The sequence below is a fragment of the Methylomonas albis genome, from assembly GCF_014850955.1.
Taxonomy (GTDB): domain Bacteria; phylum Pseudomonadota; class Gammaproteobacteria; order Methylococcales; family Methylomonadaceae; genus Methylomonas; species Methylomonas albis.
The window spans coordinates 1,261,117-1,280,696 of record NZ_JACXSS010000001.1; the positions used below are offsets into that span (position 1 = coordinate 1,261,117).

Below are 19,580 nucleotides of genomic sequence, written 5' to 3' on the forward strand. Positions count from 1 at the left end.
TTGGTCGCGGCGGGTTTGTTGCCTGCTAGGAAAAAGGCTTTTAGCCCTTACTTAACAATTGCCGGGCTCGCGCGTCCGCGCCGGAAGGCAGCTGGTTCGGGCCGGATTTGATCCAGGCCACGATGTCTTGCCAGGCAGTGGGGGCTTGCAGATCGCGGAGCAGCATGTGGTAACCATTCTGGTAAATGGCCACGGTTTTTTCCGCAGTATCCGTAGTCAGCATTTGCTGTAAGAAAGCGTAGGTCGGTTCTTTGGGGATGACTTCGTCTTTCTCACCGTACAGCATCAAGGTATGAGCCCTTAGCGAGTTTGCACTATCGAACGCCGCATCCATCAGGTTGGTTAAGCCGTATACCGTTTCCACACGGGTGGCTTTGATGACCATCGGATCGAGGCCCATCGCCCGCAGCATGTCGATATTATCCGACGGCATGATCTCCAGCCCGCTGCCGGTCAAGGTCAACCAGGGCATGCTGTGCGCCAGAGTCCATAACAAACTGGTTTGATACCAAGGCATGGTCGATCTTGCCCATAGCGCCGGTGCGGCGAGGATGATGCCGGCGACATCCGGCATGTTCTCCTGCTGCATAGCGGTGATCACGATCGCACCGCCCATGCTTTCGCCCAGCAGGTAAAGCGGTTTGTTCGGATAACGCTGTTTCAGCAGTCGGGTTAATTGCTTTAAATCCTGCGCGTAAGCGTCACTGCCGGCCCACAAACCGCGCTGCGGCGCTGCGCCGAAACCGCGTTGGTCGTAAGCAAAACAAGCGATGCCGAGTTTGCTGAAATAATTGCCCGGCGAGTCGAAAAAGTGGCTGTAATCGTTAAAACCGTGCAGCGCGATGATCACTGCATTGGGCTCGGCCTCGGGCAGCCAACGCCGCAGCGGCAGACTTGCGCCGTCTTCGGTTAGAAAAGTATTATCGCCCAGCCGCGCGCTATTGATCTTGGCGCCGGGCGGATAGCTCATCGGCATACAGCCGCTCAGCGAGACCAGCAATAACACGCCGGCCAAGGTCCTGGCGTGCTGCATACGTTGCCGATACGGTCTGCGAGCGTTCACTAAGTTCAAAACAAGATTGTTCATCGCTAACACATGATTTCAGTATTGAATGTTCCGAAATATCCCCGCATAGGATGCGCAAAGCGGGGGATTGTTCCAGTCAAACTTATCTTAGCTGACGTTAGCTAACGGTTTTATGACAATTCAGGAATGGCTAGTTTCCTGTTATCGAACTATTCCTCGTCCCATAAAATGGGGAAGGCTTTACGCACCCGCTCGATGGCTTCTTGATCGACATTTTTGCCGCGCAAGGTCAATACCAAGGCATAAATATCCTGGGTGCTGACTTTAAAGGTGCGCTTGGGATCGGTTTTAACTGAGCTGGATAGCCGTTTGATCGTCGTATGGAAGGGTAGGGGTTTGGCTACCGGCTGCGCAGGTCGGGACAGTTCGCTCTCAATAATTTTATTTTCGTTGCCGGGCGGTGCGTTCAAGGCTTTGCGCAGGATGTCGCGCGCCCTGGCCCAAGATAGCTCGCCGCCGGCCAGTTTTTCGCGCATCGCTTCCGTGGTCAGCGGTGCGTAGCGAATGATGTCGTCGATCCAGCTGACGCTTTTGTCGAAGAATTCGGCGATGCGCTCCCTGGACCAGTTGGCGTTATTCAGATAAATCACCGTCTGGAAATAATCGGTGATGCGGGTATCGACGCGGTCTGAATTCAATTTCAGATTCAAGGCCTTGATTTCATCAGGATCGCCGGTGACGATGCGCACATCCACCCTGTCGAAATAGCCGGGATTGGCGCGGCGTATGCCTTGAATGGCCTCCATGCGATGAAAGCCGCCGACCAGATAATATTCGCGGTTGTTGCGTTCCCAAACCACTAACGGTTCGAACAAGCCATTGACCACGATGTCTTTTTCCAGATGCACCACCTTGGCCCGATCCAGTTCTCTGTGGTTGGTGAGCGTGTGATGAAATTCAATCTGATCGATGGGTAAATATTCGTAGCGTTTGGTAGCGAGCATAGGCGTTCTCTGGGTTGTCAGGTGTCTATAAAAGGACTTAAGCGAACTTAAGCCAATATCTTACTAACGCAGGATTTACGCTACCACCATCGCATTTTTTTATACGAAATTCAATCGCGTAGGTCCTCTTGCCGGAAATGCCAACGGCGTAAAATGGAATTGCCCTGTTAGCCAAACACCTTCAACACGATCGATAAGTAGTCGGTGTAACCGATGGCGGCGGCCATAATGATTAACAACACGCCCTGAAAAATGGGGCGTTGTACAAAAGGCTTATAAGTGTCCTCCGCATAGCGTTCAGCCAAGTCAGACAGGCTCGCCAGTTTGCCGGCTAGTGGAGGGTTGTCGGGGTTACCTTGATTGGCTATGGACAGGCGGCGCAGATTTTTCAGAGATTCGTGTTCGGCTTTATCCGCCACTGCTTTCAGGCGAAAATCACAATAGAACAAATAAGCGATACAAACGCCGATCACGATCAACAATCCGGGCGGTGTATGCCAGTTATCAAAATAACTCATTCGTGCCAACACCATAAGGGCCGCAGCGAATAGCGGGTAAGAGATCAGGCGGCTGGCTTGTTGAGTCATATCGCCCACTAGACGGATCGTCACCCAATCCTGAAGGTAAGCGTTATCGATATTTAGTGTGGCGCGATATTCTTCCGTCACCGATACCGGCCAGGGCGAGGTACTTGGAATGGAACGGATAAACTGGATGATCGCTTGCGCCGCTCCGGTGACGCTAATCAGCAAAAATAAATAGGCAGGGACCAACAAAAACTTTAATAATAAAAAGTCGAGCCAACGGATAAACTCGCCACGATAAGGTGTAAACGGTACGCCCAGTGACAGAATTATGGCAAAGGTAAGTAGCCAAGCTGCCAGCGTCAAGATGCCAACTCTACCCACACTCAAGTTTCGTTCAAGCCGTCTTTGTAATGATTGATCATGCGCATAGCAACGATTATCAGGAGACACACCAAACTTACCGCTGAAATTCAGCCGTTCCCAAAATAACTGCGGAAACTTGACGGTTTCGATTGCCCAAAACACCGTAGTCACCAGCGCTGCGAATCGGATCGCTTCAGTTGTCCACATGCTGACACCCTCTATTAGCGCTATAGGTTCGGTCTGTTCAGTGTTCAGCACGAATGCCGTGAATCCGCAGCCCACTAACAGACACAACAGCAGCCAAGTTCGTTGCAAACGTAGTACGCTGACTTCTACCGGCAGTTTGGCAGCATCCGCGATTTTTATTTTGCGATGAAAATAAAGCGACAGGCAGCCAAGCAACAAGGCACAGAGCAGAGTTTTTAGCGCGATGCGGAAAAACTTTAAAAAGGGTTGATCCGCTAATAATGGTTGCTGCTCGATGTTCATTCTTTGGGTCTTATCTCTAGCATTCCCGGCTGCCTGGATAAATCTGGCCATAGGCCCAAGCACCTTGCAATCCTTACGGCTGGCTTGAGGTTCGGAATTCGCATGGCTGAGCGGGAACGCCTTGGTACGACCGATTTCGTGTATCGCTGGGTGGCTGAACACTGTTTGGTCTAATAGGATTTGACTGTCGATTGTATTGCATATTTCCGTTACCGAAGTCGGCTCAGAGGAGGCGGGATTGGAGTCCCATAATGCCATTTGCGCGGCTAAAAAATAGGCGGTTTGGTAACTGTCGCGGAATGGCGGAATGCCGTGTTGCAATTCCCGTGGCAGTTGTAAGCCGAAACTGGATACCACAATCAGGTTCCGCGCCCACTCGTTTTGATCCGGGTGTAAAAACCGGGCATCCATGACGTTCGTGAAATACCAAATGTCAGGAAACTTCGCATGTAGTGCTTGCAGTACCAATAGTTTGTCGTAGACATCGCTACCTAGGACGCCGATGGCGCCAATGCTGTGGTTGCTGTCTTCAAGCTTCTCTTCTATGTCCTGGATCTGATTGGTCAGCCGGCGCATGTAGTCGAATTGACTATCGCCGTCAGCATGTTCCATGGCTTTCGATGCCTCGGAGGAACTACTGGATTCATTGTCGCCGGACTTAGTAGCGGCACTCGGTGAGCTTTGGCCCCGCAGAGTTTTGCCATCCAATCCGCGAAAATAAGTGTATTGGTGTACGTATTGGTGCAAGCAGTCTGATTTTGGAGTTAATTGTCCATCGCAATCCGTAGCCGGATTTTCCCCGTTCATAGCGGTTTTGACTAAGGCATCCGCAAATGTGGTGCCAATAAGGTAGCCATACAATGATTCGGTTTCGGAAATCAATACCACGTGCTTAGTAGAGTTAGCCAACTTGCCGCGGTTGCCGATTCGGACCCCGCGTAGTTCCAATTCCTTACTCAAGGCCGTGGCTAACTGGCTGTCGGTAGCGGTTGTACGAATAAAAGGCAGGCCGGCTTCGAAATGCTTGGTCAAATTGCTGCGTTCATCAGTACCTGGAGTACTGGAGCCAAACAGTAATTTACCTTCATCGACTGTGGCTCGAGGCGAATATATTCGAAATAAGGGCTTTCCATCGGATTTAGCGGTCGGCTTGACTGCCCGAGCCATGGTCTGCAATTCATCAGAAGTTGCCGGTCCCAGCACATTGAATTCCAGATTGAATTGACTGTTTTTCAGATAAATCTTGCGGAGATTCTCGAACAAGTCGTGCAGTGGCTGATAGCCGAACAGTTTGTTGTCCAGGTATAACACTAAGATCGGCGGATGTTTATCGTCATCCTGAAGTGAGTACACTGGTTTGGGTTTCCACACCAGAGATTCGAAGGCGATTAAGGTACTGGTATCGTTAAGCCGGTAGTTGACGTAGCCAATATGCTCCGCGTCACTAGGCGCATACTCATTTTTTTGGTCGGCCGTGAGTCCGGACAGCACCGCATAGCGAATACGCCGGCGGGTTTCTACGTCTTCCTGATAGTGGCCATTCGGCATCAGAGTGGCTATCACAATTTGCCGCTTGTCGCGCAATTCACCCAATTGCTTTTGAACGGTTTTTATCACTTCTTCGGGGTTTTTATATTGCTGATAATTCTCGCGGTTTAAATTTTGGTTGGCGATGGCTTCGAATGGGTCTTGCCACAAACGCGCGTCTACGTCCGATTTAAACCCGGCTTGCTGCTGCGGTATCGGTGCTTTGTTAGGTCTGGAATCGTTGAAGGGGCTTTGACCGACGAACAGGCTGCCACCCAGAATGATCAAGAGCAAACTTAATACGTTTGGAGAAATCAGCGAGGATTTGTTTTCTTTGGACATAAACGGTAATTTTTATGGCTACTTTTTGGATATAGGTTGTTTCAAAAGACCCAATTTACTTACTAGACTAACACCGCATGTTTCTGGGTTCAAAGCAACTAAGCAACAATTATTTTTGTAAAATTTCACTAACGAGTATTCAGCGGAATTCAAGTTTCACAGAATGTATTGGTGAAACTAGAGTTTATTTCCGCAACAACCAGGGATTACCGCCGATGGCGGTGAGATTGGTGGTGACGGTTTGTTCGTTGGCAAAGAGCTGCAAGTAGTGGGGGCCGCCGGCTTTCGGACCGGTGCCGGACAAACCCATACCGCCGAAAGGCTGCACGCCCACCACCGCGCCTATCATGTTGCGGTTGATGTAGATATTGCCAACGCGCGCGTGTTGCTGGATATAGCGCATATTGGCGTTGATGCGGCTGTGGATGCCCAGCGTCAAGCCGTAGCCGCTGGCGTTAATTGCATCGACCACTTTTGTCAGCTCGTTGGCTTGGTAACGGACAATATGCAGGATGGGGCCGAACACTTCGTGGTCAAGGAAGGATAGGGCCGGTATTTCCGCCAACGTGGGTGGAAAAAAGCAGCCGTTTGCCAGCTCGTCAGGCACAGGCAATTGATATAACAGCTTGGCTTCGCGTTGGAGTTTTTCGATATGGTTATACAGCGTGGCTAACGCGCGGCGGTCGATGATAGGGCCAATGTCGGTGTCAATGTCCATAGGCGAGCCGATTCGCAGCAAGCGCATGGCGCCGATCAAACGGGCAATCACGCTGTCCGCGGTTTCTGTTGGTAGAAACAACACCCGCAGTGCCGAGCAGCGTTGGCCGGCACTGTTAAACGCCGAGTACAAGGCGTCGGTGACCAATTGCTCCTGGTGCGCGGAGCTGTCGGCAATCATCACGTTTTGACCGCCGGTTTCCGCGATTAACGTAGCCATAGCGGCGTGGCGATTAGCCAGTTGCCGATTGATAAGCTGAGCGGTGGTGAAAGAACCGGTAAACGCCACGCCGGCGACACGCTCGTCACTTAATAATTGTCGGCCAATTTCCACGCCGTCGCCGGGTAAAAACTGCAGTACCTGTTCGGGGACGCCGGCCTTATGCAAAAGGCGCAAACAGGCCATCGCCGTTAATGAAGTCTGCAAGGCCGGTTTGGCGATTACGGTATTGCCGGCTACCAAAGCGGCGGCGATTTGGCCGATGAAAATCGCAAGCGGAAAATTCCACGGACTGATACAGACAAACACGCCGCGCCCAAGCTGAAACAACTGATTATCTTCGCCGGTGGGGCCGGGTAAGCGCAGTGGCTGAGCAAATTGTTCCACCGCGCAGGCTGAGTAGTAACGGCATAGATCGACTGCTTCCCTGACTTCCGCCAGCGCGTCGCGCACCGTTCGGCCTCCCTCGCGAATGCACAGCACCACCAATTCGAGGCGCTGCTGTTCCAATAAATCTGCTGTTTTTTGCAGGTACCCGGCACGGGTTGCGACCGGGCATAAACGCCAGTCGTTGAACGCACAGTTGGTTTGTTGCAAGGCTTGGTCTATATCATTTGCGGAACTGAACACCACCTCGCCAACCAGACTGTGCCGGTCGTGCGGGCTATAAGCCGGATGCGGTTCGCCACGAATTTGTTGACCAGCAATCAATGGTGCGGCTTGCCAAGTCTGGTCCGTCATGGCAGCCAATTCCTGTTGCAACTGCTGTAATTTCTCGGGATCGCTCAAATTCAGCCCCTCCGAATTCCGGCGTTGTGCGCCGAATAAGTCGCCGGGTACAGCTAGCGGCTTAGATTCCACTTGGTTTAACTGGGTCAACGGATCGCCGGACAGCATAACGGCGCTAATCGCCGGATTTTCGATTTGATTGATAAACGAGGTATTCGCGCCGTTTTCCAATAAGCGTCTGACCAGATACGGCAGCAAATCCCGGTAACTGCCCACCGGCGCATATACGCGGCAGTTAATGGCCCGTTGACTCAGCAACTCATCATAAAGCGCAGTGCCCATCCCGTGCAGGCGCTGGAATTCAAAACCCGGATGGTCTTTGCCAAACTCGCAAATCGCCGCCACGCTGTGGGCGTTATGCGTGGCAAATTGTGGATAAAAAGCCTGCTGGCGCGACAGAATCAGCTTCGCGCAAGTCAGATATGACAAGTCGGTGGCGGCTTTACGGGTAAACACCGGGTAGTCGTCCCAGCCGTTTTCCTGGGCGCGCTTGATCTCGCTATCCCAGTAGGCGCCTTTCACCAAGCGGATGGGAATAATAGATTGCTGAACTTCGGCTAAAGTTGCCAGCCATTCGATGACTGCTACGGCGCGCTTTTGGTAAGCCTGCACCGCCAGACCGAAACCCGACCAACCGGCCAGCGCCGGGTCGTTAAACACCGCCGCGAAAATATCCAAAGACATGTCCAGCCGTTCGGCTTCTTCCGCATCCACAGTCACGGAAATATTTGCCGTACAGGCCTGCTTGACCAAAGCTAGCAGCTGTTTGCTGATTGCCGGCACCGCATAGCGATTCTGCAAAGGCTCGTAACGCGGATACAGCGCCGATAGTTTGATAGAAATGCCGGGGTTAGAAAATAAATCCGCCGTAGCGAATTTTGCCAGCGTTGCTATGGCATGCCGATAGGCCGCGAAATAGCGCTCCGCATCGTCTTCGGTCAAGGCCGCTTCGCCGAGCATATCGAAGGAATATCGGTAGTTCGGCGCTCGGCCGGCTTGTTCGACAGCCGCCGTTATATCTTCGGCGATGACGAAATGTTCCGCCATTTGCTGCATGGCCTGCTTGATTGCGGTGCGGATCAGCGGCTCGCCCAGCCGGCTTAATAATCCGTCGAAAACCCGCTGCCGAATCAGGCCTGCCATTTTGCCGCCGACCCATAAGCCGCCGCTAGCCAGATTGACCGCAACGGAATCACTGTGCAACCAATGGCTATACCAGTCGGCATCGGCCAATTTGTCGCGCAAGAACAGGTTTTGTGTGTCGCAGTCCGGAATCCGCAACAAGGCTTCGGCGATACTCATCAACACGATGCCTTCCTCGCTGTTCAGGCTGTATTCATGCAAAAACGCTTCGAATATGTCGGGGTGTTTATGCTTGGCGCGCACTGCGTCGATCAATGTCTGTGAAAATGCGCCGATCGTCTGGCTAGCATAATCGCCCAAGGTGGCTATCAAGCCGGCGACCGCTTCCGGCTCGGTTTGGGTAAACGTTTGATTGATGCGCTGGCGCAGTTGGGGTAAACGGTTTGCGTTGCTCATGGCTATCACCTGGTGGGCAGACACCCATAAGCATACCGCTATCCGGAAAAAGTGGCTGGCTTGTTGGTCTGGCTTAGGTCTGCTACTTTTGATGGTAAAGCGTTTAACGCGTGAGGAGACAGAGCATGTCAGGCAGAATTGATTTTACGATGGGTTTTAAGGCCGGAAATGCGGCAAAAGCCCGCAGCGGCGACAGTACTTACCGGGTTTATATTTTTGGAGATTTTTCCGGTGCCGCCGCCCCCTGGGAGCACAGCAAAATCCGCAAAATAGACGTCGATAACTTTGAGCAAGTGATGGCGCAAATCATGCCGACCCTGGAAGTCAACCCCGGCACCACGCTGCAATTTGCCACGCTGGAGGAGTTTCACCCGGATGCCTGGCTAGGAAAAATCAAATTATTGGCGGACTTGCGGACCTTGAAAGCCGAATTGGACGATCCCAGTACCGCCGCGCAGGCCGCGGCGAAAATTCAGGGATTTTTCCCGGCGCTTGCGTCGAGCGATGCGGCTGTTCCTGCACCGGCCACGGAAAGCCAGGACGATATGCTGGAACGCCTACTCGGTAAAAAGCCGGAAGGCGCGGTGGCGACTTCCGATTCATTGGATAATTTGCTCAAACAGATTTTGGAACCGCATGTCGCCAAGGACGCCAATCCGCAATACCGGGTTTTAGTCGATCTGATTGACGCTGCGACCGCGCAGTTTGTGAAAGCCTTGTTGCACAGGCAGGATTTTCAGGCGCTGGAAGCCTTGTGGCGGGCGACGGCTGGCTTGGCGCATGAAGAAGCCGCCGACGCGCAACAGCTCTATTTGCTGGACATTAGCCAAGCGCAATTGCTGGCGGCGTTGGAAAAAGGCGGCGAGAGCGTGGTCGAGCGTTTGCAACAGCATATTCAAACCGGTGATGGCGAGCAGGATGTGTTGTTCGTGGCCGATTATCTGTTTGCCGATAATGCCGACGACAAGGCCTTACTCGGGTATTGTGCGGATTTAGCTGACCAATGCGGGGCGGGGTTTCTGGCGGGCGCGGGGAACGGATTGGTGGTCGAGGCTTTGCAGAATGCGCCTGATTGGTTGGCATATCGCCAGCAGATCCAGGCCGACAGCGTGATCTTGACCTATCCGCGCGTGCTGATGCGTTTGCCTTATGGCAGCAAACGCGATCCGCTGGAGAGCTTGGCGTTTGAAGAGTGCAGTAATATCCCGCAGACCGACGAGTTGCTGTGGGGGAATTCGGCCTTTTTAGCGGCCAGGGTATTGTTGAGAGCTGCTCAGGATGACGCCACCACAGAGCAGTTCTTTTTTGCCGATGTACCGGCGTTTAGCTACGAACTGGACGGCGAGCAGATATTGCAGCCGGCGACGGAAGTGGTATTGAACGAAGCGCAGGCGAATAATCTATTGGCGCAAAACATCATGCCAGTCATCGGCTATCGGCAGCGGCAAGGTTTGCGTTTGTTGGGTTTAGACACGCTGAGTTGAGCGGTCCGGTCGCAATTGGGCCTGCATCTGTTCGCGGTCTAGTTCGCCTTCGGAATGCGACACTACTATAGTCGCTACCGCATTGCCGACGATGTTGGTCAAGGCGCGGGCTTCGGACATAAAGCGGTCTATGCCTAGGATCAGCGAAAGTGCCGCGACCGGTACCGCCGGCACCACGGCCAAGGTTGCCGCCAGCGTGATAAAGCCGGCGCCGGTGACGCCGGAAGCGCCTTTGCTGGTCAGCATCGCTACCAACAGCAAGGTCAATTGCTGCGTCAGGCTTAAATCAACATTCAAGGCCTGGGCGACAAACAGCGCGGCCATGGTCAGATAGATATTGGTGCCGTCCAGATTGAACGAATAGCCGGACGGTATCACCAAGCCCACCACCGAGCGGGAACAGCCCAGTTTTTCCAGCTTATTCATTAACGGTACCAGTGCCGTTTCCGACGACGAGGTACCCAGCACCAGCAACATTTCTTCCTTGATATAGCGCAGCAGACGAAAAATATTGAAGCCGGTCAGCGCGGCTATACTGCCCAGGATCAAGACGATGAACAAGCCGCAGGTCAAATAAAAGCTACCCATCAGCGTGGCCAGCGGTTTCAATGCGGCCACGCCGTATTTACCGATGGTAAACGCCATCGCCGCGCCGGCACCGAACGGCGCCAGCTTCATGATGACATTCATCATCGCGAAAAAGATATGCGAGCATTCTTCGATAAACACATACACCGATCTGCCGGCGCTACCCATTTGTTGCAGCGCAAAACCAAACAACACTGCCACCAGTAACACTTGCAGCAAATCGCCGGAGCCGGTGAAGGCGTCGGTAAAGGTTTTGGGGATGATGTGCAGCAGAAAATCGGCGGTGCTTTGCTGGCTGGCTTGTTTCACATAGCCGGAAACCGCCTGCGCATCCAACGTGGCCGGATCGACATTAAAGCCTTGGCCGGGCTTCAGTACGTTGGCGACGAGGACGCCCAGCGCCAGCGCGAAGGTCGAGACAATTTCGAAATACAGCAAGGCTTTGATCCCGACCCGCCCGGCTTTTTTCATATCGTCGGCACCGGCGATGCCCAGCACGATAGTGCAAAACACTACCGGGCCGATCAGCATCTTGATTAGGCTGATGAAGCCGTCGCCTATGGGTTTTAGCGAGACTGCGTGTTCGGCGTCCAGGTAGCCGAACAGGCCGCCGGTACCGATAGCCAGCAGTACCCACAGGTAGAGTCGCGCGGAGGGGCTAGCTGTTTTTGCTGAGGGTGTGTTTTGGCTTTGCGGGTTCATGGTTTGAGTTGATACTTTGCTATTCCTGAGCATTATCCTGCTAATCCGCACCGACTGCCTTTTTCAACAGCGGTTTAAACATAAATATCGCCAAACCGGTGCCGGCGGCCATCACGGCCAACAGCAGAAAGAAATCCTGTTTCGGCATTTGCTCGTAAAAACTGCCGATATAGCCGGACAAATAATTGCCGAAAAAGGTCGATAGAAACCACATGCCCATCAACATCCCCACCAAGCGCGGCGGCGAGACTTTGCTGACCAGCGACAAACCGACAGGCGATAGATAAAGCTCGCCCAGCGTGTAAATCAAGGTACATAGCGCCAACCACAGAAAACTGATTTTTTCGCTGGCTGCTACACCGTTGACCGCGAAGATCAATACCAAAAAGGACGCACCCAACAAGGCGGAACCGATGGCCATTTTGCCGATGCTGGAATTCTGCTTGCCGCTGTGCCGTGCCGATACCGCGTTGATCAGCGGCACCAATAAGAAAATGAAGGCCGGATTCAAGGACTGAAACCAAGTGGAGGGCATTTCCCAGCCCAGAATATGCCAATCGGTATTGTGCTCGGCAAACAGTTGTAGGGTGTTGCCTTGTTGCTCGTACACTGCCCAGAACAGAATGTTCAGCACGCCTAATGCGATCAGCCCGCCTATGGCCTGCCATTCTTTAAGGCTTAGAGGTGCCGGCTTGATCACGTCGGCTACGCATTTAACCGCGTGATCCGCACCCAGATGCTTTTGCCCCAATAGATAAACCAGCACACCCAGCAACATGCCGATACCGGCTGCGCCGAAGCCATAATGCCAGCCGTAGCGTTGTCCCAAGGTGCCGCAGACCAAAGGCGAGAAAAAGGCACCCAAGTTGATACCCATGTAGAAAATAGTAAATGCGTTGTCGCGGCGCGGGTCGCCGGGCGGATATAAACTACCGACCTGAGTCGAGATATTGGCTTTGAAGCAGCCATTACCCAGAATCAAAAACAGCAAGGCCAACAGGAAAAACGCTTCGGCGGCCATGAGGAAATGACCGATGGCCATTAACACACTGCCCAGTATCACGGATTTGCGCGGCCCTAAAACCCGGTCGGCCAAAATACCGCCGAACAGGGGCGTGAAGTACACCAGGCCGGTATAGAGGCCATAAATCTGCGAGGCCAGGGCTTGCGTGGACAAAGGTCCGAACAAGCTTTCCAAACCCGTTTGTAGTGTCGCAAAGCCGAACACCAAGGTATCGGTTTGCGCGGCTTGAATCAAATGCTGGGTCATATACAACACTAGCAAGGCGCGCATGCCGTAATAGGAAAAGCGCTCCCACATTTCGGTAAAAAACAGTACGAACAAGCCAATGGGATGACCAAACAGATTTTTTTGATTCACGTTGGAAGCGTTATTAAGTTTCTGGGATTGCGGGTAAAGCATCATCTCACAAGCGCCAATCTGGGGCATTTTGCCGGTAAACCCCAAGTAAACGCACCGCCTTGAAACACGGTAGACCTGCGCAACAAAAAAAGTGCCGATTCAGGGGCCTTTCGGCTACCGCATCGCCGGCTAGGCTGTTATAAAGAGAACATGCGCCATAGTTTGTGCTATTCGAACTCGCTGGTTAGCCCCACAAGTTCGATTAATTATATTCAAGGAAACTTAATGACAACGCTAAGCGATTATTTCGACTACCGGCTAGATGCCGACGGTAATAAATATGTAGAGGTTTCGATGCGAGGTGTGACCTTGCTCCGGCTACCGGCAACCAATAAAGGCACCGCGTTTAGCGTGCAGGAACGTATCGAACTGGGATTGGATGGCTTATTGCCGCCGCAAGTGACCGATCTGGAGCATCAGCTGGAGCGGGTGTATACCAATTATCAAAAGCAGCCTAACGATATTGCCAAGTATCAATTTCTCAGAGCCCTTCAAGATCGCACCGAGGTGCTGTTTTATGCGCTGTTGGAACGGCATCTCGAAGAAATGGTGCCAATAGTTTATACCCCAACCATAGGCTTGGCGGTACAGCAGTTCAGCTCCAATTTTACCAGTACCAGGGGATTGACTTTTTCGGTGGCCAATATCGACCGCGCCGAAACGATTTTGAAAAACTATGCTTTGCATGATATCCGCATGATTGTAGTCACCGATTCTTCGTCCATTTTGGGTATCGGCGATCAAGGCATGGGGGGCTTGGCGATTTGCATAGGCAAACTGGGGCTGTATACCGTCGGCGGCGGCATGTGTCCGTTCCAAACCTTACCGATCAATCTGGATGTGGGCACCAATCGCGCCGAATTGCTGAACGATCCTTTCTATTTGGGCGAGCACACCCAGCGTTTGCACGACCAGCCTTATTTCGAATTGGTCGATAAATTCGTTAACGCAGTACAGAAAGTCTGGCCGAAAGCGATTATTCAATGGGAAGACTTTGCCAAAAACGTCGCTTTCGATTTATTGGCAAAATACAAAGACCAGGTGTCCTGCTTTAACGACGATATTCAAGGCACCGGCGCGGTAGCATTGGCCGGTTTACTGTCGGCCTGCCGGAAAAAAGGCGAAACCCTCGCCGAACAAACCGTAGTAGTGGTGGGTGCTGGTGCCGGCGGTTTTGGCGTGGCTACGGCAATTAAGGAAGGCATGCTGCGCGAGGGTTTGAGCGATGAGCAGGTACTGCAGCGGATCTTCGTGATCGATGCGCACGGGCTGGTGGTAAAGGAAGCTACCACGGAAGCCTATAAATTGCCGCTCTCCCACACCCAAGCCAGTTACCACGATTGGGATATTCCGGATGAGAGAGTACCCAATCTGCTGGAGGTGGTTACCCATGCCAAGCCTGGCGTACTGCTGGGATTAACCGGCGTCCCCGGATTGTTCAGCGAAGCGGTGGTAAAAACCATGGCGCGGAATCACCCGCAACCAATCATATTTCCTTTATCCAACCCCACGGACAATTGTGAAGCCACGCCGAAAGACATCATCGAATGGACGCACGGCACGGCGATGGTCGCGACCGGTAGCCCATCCGCCGATGTGGAATATCAGGGCCGGCATTATCCGATCGGGCAGGGCAATAATGCCTTCATATTTCCGGGCTTGGGTTTTGCCGCGGTATTGGGCGAGTGCAGCCGTATCAGCGAGGCGATGGTCCTGGAATCCGCGTATGCCTTGGCCGACTATATTGCCGAAAATTGCATGGCGGCCGGCCTGATCTTCCCGCCGGTAGGCGATCTGAAACAAGTCAGTTTGCTGGTCGCTACCAGGGTGTTGGCAAAAGCGCTGGAAGACGGCTCCGCGACGCGTCGGGATTTGGTGGGCATCGACCTGGAAGCCTATGTCCAAGCCAATCTCTGGAAAGCGGAATATTCGCCTTACAAATATGCCGGGACGTCTGCGTAGGCCGGTAGTTGATCGACATACTCTAAGCTGACAAGGTTTAGCGTTTGCAACTGGCATTGGATTCCGCAAGCTTGGCATATCTGTTTGGCGGAGTCGGCATCCTGGTGGAATGGCGGGCTTACTGGCTGGCGGACGGATTAGCATTTCGACGCTGGTCTGCGGCTGGCGCCTTGCTTTGGGCGGCTCAGTATCTATTGCTGGATGCCTGGACCGCCGGCTGGACCATGGCTAGTACCGCGTTGCGCACAATGCTGTCCGGCCGTGTGGAGAAGGGCTTTTACAAGCACTGGGCCGCAGCGGGTTTTGTGGCTCTGTTTACCGGACTGACGGTGTTTTCCTGGCAAGGCCAAGTCTCATTGTTGCCCGCTTTTGCAGTGGTCAACACCACGCTGGCATTGTTTTATCTGAATAACCGGCGCATGCGCATCGCGCTGCTGGCTTCCAGTCTGGCCTGGATAGGCAACGATTACATTTGGCAGGCTTGGCCGGCCTTGCTAGCCGAGAGCGTGGCGATGGGCATCAATCTGCGGACTATTCGCAAGCTGTTTGTCAACCGGGGATAAGCTGGTGGAACACCGCATCTATTTACCATTTATGGGTACTCTGTTCGGGGTGAGCTGCCGAGCTCCCTCACACTAGCACTTTATCAACACAATCCGAATTGAACTATCAGCACTAAAATCGGGCCGGCTTAATAAGGTGCAAAGGGCTTACGGGCTTGCTTCCGCGAACCGTAGCGCAAGGGTTTTGCTTGTCTGGCTCAACAAGAGTTCGACATGGCGTGGTGTAACTTGCAATTCGGCGGCTATTTGCCGGTGGCTTTTGCCCTCCAAGCGCTGCATACGTATGGTCAGGCGATTGGGTAGGGGCAAATCGCGCAGCCACGCCTCTACTGCCAGCCAGCGTTGACGAGCTTCAAGCCAGCGTTCCGGCTGCGGACGGGGACACTCCCAGTCATCTTCCAGCGCGCCGCCAGCGCGAGCCGAGCCCCGCATTTGGCCCCGCCAGTAGTCCAGTGCCAAATTGCCGGCTACCCTATACAAGAAAGCCCGCCGATTGGCGATTTGCGCCTGAGCCGTATACTGGACGATGTGCAAATAGGTATCCTGAAGCAAATCGTCGGCGGTCTCGGGACAATTGACCCGTCGTAACAAAAACTGCCGCAATTCATTTTGATGCTGCAAAAATGCAGCGGTCAAGGCGGGATAATTGGTATGCATAGGTCGATTTATTTTCTAATGGATTAGTTTTAAAGACACGCAGCGCGCAACGTTAAAACCGGTTGGTATGCTGACGGGGGGGATAGCGAAAGCTTGGCCCACATCACAGCTAACGATACGGTAAGGTGGAAGCGGCAGAAATGTTGGGGTTCCTGTCGTCACCCCAACCTACGCAAGCCCAATGTAGGCCATGCAGCAAAACCCGGAACGGGGCGATTTTCATCATCACGCCCATGCTATATTTCCACACGCCCTAAACCTCAACACAGCGTTTACTATGCTATACCGACGGCATTTCATCGAAGGCGGCAGTTATTTTTTTACTGTTAACCTTGCAGAACGAAAACGGCGCTTATTGGTGGAGCACATTGATGCGCTTGGCGTAGCCATTGGCCTGGTGCGTGGCCGCCATCCGTTTCATATCGACGTCATGGTGGTCATGCCCGACCATATACACGCCATCTTCACGATGCCACCCGGCGATGCCGATTACCCGACCCGTTGGATGTTGATCAAAGCCGGTTTTTCCAGACAAATCCCCAAAACCGAACGCATCAACGCCAGCCGCCGCAGCAAAGGCGAGCGCGGCATTTACCCAAAGGGCACAAGTGGCAGCGCCGATTTTGGGAGCACACGTTGCAAGACGAAGACGATTTCCATCACCACCTCGATTACATCCATAACAACCCCGTCAAGCACGGTTACGTTACCTGTCCCGCCGAATGGCCGCATTCCAGCATCCGTAAATACATACGTGCCGGCATATTACCCGCCGATTGGGGCGCCGCCTCCCCCGAAAACGACAAACGGTTTGGGGAGCGTAGGTTGGGGTGAGGCACGAACCCCAACACGACAACCATAAAACCACCCGCAAACCATAGGCAACGCAACAATAAAGTGATTGATGATTTTTAGGCCATCAATGTTGAGATTAGCCATCATGTTGGAGTTCGTGCCTTACCCCAACCTACGGCCCTATATCGACGTACAGGCTAGGCTGCAGTACGTCGTAGGGAGCGAAGCTCAATACGACAGCCATAAAACCATCCGTGATCTAACGGCAACGAAACATCAATATCGAGAGATTCGTCATGTTGGGGGCTCACCTCAATATGCCTGGTAAGGCTCAATGCAACTGGACAATTAAAATTCGACCCTGACAGACCCCATAATCGTCAATGGTGCGCCAAATTGAATTTGATTGGCGCTGTTAGTGCCAACAAAATAGGTTTTATCCAGAATATTATCGGCATTGAGTTGTGTGGTCACTTTTGAACGGCCAACTTTTGTTTGATAACTGGCCATTAGATTGACCGTGACATAGCCAGGAACTTGATAAGTATTTTCGGGATTACCTTGCCGTTGACCAACACCGACGATGCCTGCGCCAAATTTAAGGCCTTTTAACTCAGCGGATTGTATTTCATAAGTATTCCACAAACTGCCAAAATTGCTCGGCGCGGCAAATAGACGATTGCCCTGATTGCCTGTGTTGGTGCCGATAGGATTGCCATTGTCGTCGTATTCCAAACCCAAATCTTTTGTGATTTTTGCATATGGCATATAGGTATAGGCCGCAATGATATTCCAACCGGGTAACACTTCACCGGTTGTATCAAATTCTATACCGCGAGTTTCCGCACTACCCAAAGCACGGTAATAAAATGTGCCGGGGACAGGCATCGGCAGGTTCTGCTGTTTTAAATCAAAATAGGCCAGGGTTGAACGAAGTTTGCCGTCCAGAAATTCGGTTTTAATTCCGGTTTCCCATTGCTGGGCGGTTTGCGGCGGCAAACTATGGCCGTCTGCATTATAGGAGGCATTGGATACGCCGAAGTTTTCGGTATAACTACCATAAACCGACAACCAATTTACGGGCTGCCATAAAATGCCGCCACGGGGATTAATCCGGTCTTCGCCAGGCGAATCCATACCGGAAACGTTATCGCGCATACTGGCATTATCGTAGCGTAAGCCACCCATCACATGGACGCCATAAGGTAAGCTGATTTGATCTTGAAAATATAAGCCATACCAGGATTGCGTTTGTGAAAAGGTAAACTGGTTGGCAGGGTCATAAATCGGCGTTGAGTTTCGATAAACAGGGTTGAATAAATTGGTATGCAACAAGGCATCCGGCTGGTTGTTTATATCGGCCATATTGCGAACATTAAAATAATCGAAACCAAATAATAAGTCCTGAGTAATATTGGCGTGTTTTATCTTGCCGATTAAATTCAAAGTACTAAAGTAATTTTCATTTCTTTGTCTGGGAAAACTGACCGTGCGTATATTCAAGGAGCCATCCGCTAAAACCGGTTGAAAAGTCACGAAACTGGTATGAGCGTTATCAATATCGATATGTTGCGTCATGTATTTGTTAACGATTTTCCAATTGTCGTTAAATTCATGTGACCAACCAAAACTACCCAATACACTGTCACCATTCCAATTATTGTTGAAGGGCTTTACTAAATTCAGGTTTCTTGATACGGATGCGGGTCGATTAACGATGGGAGGTATGCCAATGTCTTGAACCGTGTTGAAATGCTGATATTCGAGTTCGAAGCTGGCTTGGGTTCTGGCGCTAATATTCCATTTGACCACCGGGGCAAAAAAGACTTTGTTCGCATTGACGAAGTCTCGGAGAGAACCTGAATTTTCATAAGACAGATTGGCTCGATAGAGCAGAGTTTCGTCTTTGCTGATAGGCCCGGTAGCATCGATCGAAGTTCGATAGAAATTGTAAGATCCGAATTGCTGTTGCAAGGAATAATAGGGCGTTGATAAGGGTTGTTTAGTTGTAATGTTCACCAACCCACCTGGTTCGGCCCGGCCATAGAGCAATGAACCCGGTCCTTTAAGGACTTCGATGCTTTCCAGATTGGCGGTTTCGCGTTTGGTGTTGGCCAGTGCAAAGCTGATCGGCATCAGTACGCCGTCGCGGTAGTAATTGGTGGTCTGAAAACCGCGTATCATGAAGCCGTCGGAGGTTTGTTGATTGAATCCGCCTTGCACAACGCCGCTGACATAATCCAGAGCCTTATCTATTGTGACGGCTTGGCGATCCTGTAATACCTGTTTCGACACTACTTGCACCGAAAACGGCGTTTCCATGATGGGTGTATCGGTTTTGGTTGCCGTCAAAGCATTTGAAAGTTTGTAGTCCGGGTTATATGGATCAGTCGCATCGTAAGCTGCGTTTCCGATTACATTTACCGCCGGCAATGTCGAGGCCGCATCGCTTCCCGGTTCCGCCACTTTAATCGCCACCGCATCACCAGCTGTAACCGTGTAATTCAAACCAGTCCCCACCAACAACTTCTGTAAACCTTGCTCTACGGTAAATTCGCCGTCCAGACCCTGGCTGGTTTTGCCGTCGGTCAATCGGGCATCCGCCGAAAGCATGATGCCGGCGTTGCCGGCAAACTGGCTTAGGGCATGGCTCAAGGTGCCGCCGCTGATGTGATAGCTGCGCTCGGCACCGGTGGTTTCGGCGGCAAGCGCCGGCATGGCCACCAGCGAGGTTGCCAGCACCAACCCGGTCATGGCTTGTTGCACGCTGCTGCTGGTTTTGTCGATGGGGTGCTTGGATTTTCGCTTGGACATGGGGTCACTCCCTTGGTTTGTTTAGGTTTCAATTCACTTGCCAATCGA

At 52.3% G+C, this 19,580-nt stretch carries 12 protein-coding genes and 1 pseudogene; 5 read left to right on the forward strand and 8 right to left on the reverse strand.

Annotated elements, in window-relative coordinates:
• Positions 1–40: 40 nt before the first annotated feature.
• The 4 genes from EBA_RS05920 to putA form a co-directional block, all read right to left on the reverse strand.
• Complete coding sequence (locus EBA_RS05920) at positions 41–1,033, reverse strand: alpha/beta hydrolase (RefSeq protein ID WP_192377186.1); 993 nt, start codon at positions 1,031–1,033, stop codon at positions 41–43.
• A 203-nt stretch (positions 1,034–1,236) separates the two neighbouring features.
• Positions 1,237–2,031 carry a ParB/RepB/Spo0J family partition protein gene (locus EBA_RS05925; RefSeq protein WP_192373789.1) on the reverse strand — a complete coding sequence of 265 codons (795 nt, stop codon included), beginning with the start codon at positions 2,029–2,031 and terminating at the stop codon, positions 1,237–1,239.
• A 167-nt stretch (positions 2,032–2,198) separates the two neighbouring features.
• A complete protein-coding gene (locus EBA_RS05930; RefSeq protein ID WP_192373790.1) occupies positions 2,199–5,279 on the reverse strand; it encodes a hypothetical protein in 3,081 nt (1,026 codons plus the stop codon).
• 184 nt (positions 5,280–5,463) lie between these two features.
• Positions 5,464–8,544, reverse strand: a complete 3,081-nt coding sequence (gene putA / locus EBA_RS05935) for a bifunctional proline dehydrogenase/L-glutamate gamma-semialdehyde dehydrogenase PutA (protein ID WP_192373791.1) — start codon at positions 8,542–8,544, stop codon at positions 5,464–5,466.
• A gap of 125 nt (positions 8,545–8,669) precedes the next feature.
• Here putA and EBA_RS05940 point away from each other — a divergent pair, with 125 nt between their 5' ends.
• Positions 8,670–10,028 carry a type VI secretion system contractile sheath domain-containing protein gene (locus EBA_RS05940; protein WP_192373792.1) on the forward strand — a complete coding sequence of 453 codons (1,359 nt, stop codon included), beginning with the start codon at positions 8,670–8,672 and terminating at the stop codon, positions 10,026–10,028.
• On the opposite strand, the gene dctA is transcribed toward EBA_RS05940, so the two are convergent.
• Together dctA and EBA_RS05950 are read right to left on the reverse strand one after the other, a co-directional pair.
• Positions 10,011–11,318 (reverse strand): C4-dicarboxylate transporter DctA, encoded by a 1,308-nt coding sequence (gene dctA, locus EBA_RS05945; protein ID WP_192373793.1) that lies wholly within the window; start codon positions 11,316–11,318, stop codon positions 10,011–10,013. The genes EBA_RS05940 and dctA overlap by 18 nt on opposite strands.
• Positions 11,319–11,358: 40 nt before the next feature.
• On the reverse strand, positions 11,359–12,699 hold the full coding sequence (locus EBA_RS05950) for a peptide MFS transporter (RefSeq protein WP_223146650.1): 1,341 nt from the start codon (positions 12,697–12,699) through the stop codon (positions 11,359–11,361).
• Positions 12,700–12,966: 267 nt separating this feature from the next.
• On the opposite strand from EBA_RS05950, the gene EBA_RS05955 reads away from it, so the two are divergent.
• Positions 12,967–14,703, forward strand: a complete 1,737-nt coding sequence (locus EBA_RS05955) for an NAD-dependent malic enzyme (RefSeq protein WP_192373794.1) — start codon at positions 12,967–12,969, stop codon at positions 14,701–14,703.
• Positions 14,704–14,774: 71 nt separating this feature from the next.
• Complete coding sequence (locus tag EBA_RS05960) at positions 14,775–15,266, forward strand: YgjV family protein (RefSeq protein WP_225615964.1); 492 nt, start codon at positions 14,775–14,777, stop codon at positions 15,264–15,266.
• A 147-nt stretch (positions 15,267–15,413) separates the two neighbouring features.
• Here EBA_RS05960 and EBA_RS05965 read toward each other — a convergent pair whose 3' ends face one another.
• Positions 15,414–15,923, reverse strand: a complete 510-nt coding sequence (locus tag EBA_RS05965) for an RNA polymerase sigma factor (RefSeq protein WP_192373796.1) — start codon at positions 15,921–15,923, stop codon at positions 15,414–15,416.
• A gap of 277 nt (positions 15,924–16,200) precedes the next feature.
• Between EBA_RS05965 and EBA_RS05970 the strand changes: the two are divergent.
• Positions 16,201–16,757: pseudogene (locus EBA_RS05970) on the forward strand (REP-associated tyrosine transposase).
• Positions 16,758–16,845: 88 nt separating this feature from the next.
• On the forward strand, positions 16,846–17,046 hold the full coding sequence (locus EBA_RS05975; protein ID WP_192373797.1) for a hypothetical protein: 201 nt from the start codon (positions 16,846–16,848) through the stop codon (positions 17,044–17,046).
• Between the two features lie 20 nt (positions 17,047–17,066).
• On the opposite strand, the gene EBA_RS05980 is transcribed toward EBA_RS05975, so the two are convergent.
• The gene (locus EBA_RS05980) at positions 17,067–19,532 is read right to left on the reverse strand and encodes a TonB-dependent siderophore receptor (protein WP_225615967.1); all 2,466 of its coding nucleotides are present in this window, start codon (positions 19,530–19,532) and stop codon (positions 17,067–17,069) included.
• Positions 19,533–19,580: the final 48 nt, after the last annotated feature.